The following is a 1,630-nucleotide window of genomic DNA, read 5'->3' as shown; positions in this document are numbered from 1 at the left end:
TGGTCTGTTGGTCGAAGCCGGTTTCCTTGAGCAGGCGCCCGGCGGGGTCGTATTTGAAGCTGGCGGTGCTGTTGTTTTCGTTGCGCAGTTCCAGCAGTTGGCCGAGGCGGTCCCAGCGGTAGTCGAGTGTTGTTCCGTTGGTGTCAAGACGCTGCTGGATCAGTCCGGCTTCGTTGTAGTGCCAGGTGGTGCGCTGGCGCAGAGCGTCGGTGTGGGTGAGCAGGCGGCCTTCGGCGTCGCGGGTTTGACGCAGGCATGGGCATTGGCGCGATCAAGCCAATGCCGGTGTCGTTCAGTTGTTAAAGAGCGGGGCGCAGGTCAGCGATGCACAGCGCCATGAGAGCCACTGGCGATCAGGGTCGCGCCGCAGGTTGTCTTCATGCCATCCAACGCCACGGGAATGCCATTGACGGAATAGGTGTTGCTTCCTTCGGCGATCGGGAAGGGGCCCTTGCATAAGGGGCACATCACCATGTGACCCTTTCCGGCCATGGGTTTGCCGTTGAGGTTGGTGTGTGGGATGGATTCGGTGACAACACCACCGTGGTCGGTGGCGTCGCCGAGGCGGACTATACATTTCATTAGTTTTATAACCATCAAAGACTTTGGATATGGTGAATTATATTTTTAGCTGCCGGGTATCTGCTTTTGGGGGCGAAGTTTGATGTTGTAATTTGCGACACTATTAACCCTGTCGTCGGTGTCGAAACATAGTTTTTTTAATATTGCATAGGGTGTTTTTTGATTTGACGCAATTGCCTGTCTAACGATGGGGTCTTCGTCATTTGACAGATAAGTAAGCACTTCAGTCCCGGACTTTCTTTTTTTTGCGACCCCATGCCTTGTTTTCCAATTTTGGCTTTTTGATAAAGAACTTATGGTGAGCGGTGAAATGGTCTCGTTTTGCAGTATAAATGTTTCATAATCTGGGTGCTTTAAAATTACATCCTCCCATACGGACTCGCTTGCCTTGTCGGTGATGGCTCTACTTCTGTCTGTTTCAATACTGCTGTTGATGAGGCTAATGAACTCTTCTGCTGAATTAATCATTTCTTATCCTGGCACTTTAATTTTTTAAGATCAATGGACCGGCCTGTTGAACCTTTGTGTTTCCCTTTCATTATGTCTCCTTGGTCATTGAGGTCTGCCATCCACTCAAGGGTTCCGGCGCTCCTCGATTCTGAAAATAATTTCCATGCGCTTCCCCCATGTTCGGTTTTGTCTGCGGAATACCAAGAGCCATCTTTAGGATCTCTAAATAGAGTCACATTTCCTACTCCTGGAATATGTCCGTTACATTTTCTATCGTATCGCTCAACACTCCACTTTTTTGCACAACATGATCGGTTATCAATGTTGGATTTTCCTGTGGGTGCTGGTTTTCTGCCAGATCTTGTAAGGCCCAAAGGATCTGTCCAATCTGCGGGGTTCGGCGCGTACGCATAGATGTTGAGCCCCCCCGCAAACCCAATCGGATCCTTGCCAATAAACCGCCCGACCTGCGGATCATAGTACCGATAGCGGTTGTAGTGCAGCCCGGTTTCCACATCGAAGTACTGCCCTTGAAAGCGCAACGAATTGCGGATGTCCGCCCGTTTGGCGGTCTCGCTGCGCTGTTCCTTGGCCAATC

General features: G+C 50.6%; 4 protein-coding genes. 1 reads left to right on the top strand and 3 read right to left on the bottom strand.

Features of this window, described 5'->3' with window-relative positions:
- Positions 1-340, top strand: a 340-nt coding sequence (locus tag AACY42_RS28895) for a hypothetical protein (RefSeq protein ID WP_445261769.1), incomplete at its 5' end; no start/stop codon positions are given.
- On the opposite strand, the gene AACY42_RS28385 is transcribed toward AACY42_RS28895, so the two are convergent.
- The 3 genes from AACY42_RS28385 to AACY42_RS28375 all read right to left on the bottom strand — a co-directional run.
- Positions 319-582, bottom strand: coding sequence for a PAAR domain-containing protein (locus AACY42_RS28385; RefSeq protein WP_339483814.1), 264 nt, complete (start codon positions 580-582; stop codon positions 319-321). The genes AACY42_RS28895 and AACY42_RS28385 overlap by 22 nt on opposite strands.
- 45 nt (positions 583-627) lie before the next feature.
- On the bottom strand, positions 628-1,050 hold the full coding sequence (locus AACY42_RS28380) for a HEAT repeat domain-containing protein (RefSeq protein ID WP_339483812.1): 423 nt from the start codon (positions 1,048-1,050) through the stop codon (positions 628-630).
- A partial coding sequence (locus AACY42_RS28375; RefSeq protein ID WP_339483810.1) for an RHS repeat-associated core domain-containing protein occupies positions 1,047-1,630 on the bottom strand: 584 nt, incomplete at its 5' end. The genes AACY42_RS28375 and AACY42_RS28380, both read right to left, overlap by 4 nt.

Origin of the sequence: Pseudomonas sp. RL_5y_Pfl2_73, assembly GCF_963970515.1 — a bacterium.
In the GTDB taxonomy this organism is placed as follows: domain Bacteria; phylum Pseudomonadota; class Gammaproteobacteria; order Pseudomonadales; family Pseudomonadaceae; genus Aquipseudomonas.
The sequence above is the reverse complement of the archived record's forward strand: the minus strand, read 5'-3'. Positions and strand labels throughout refer to the sequence as shown.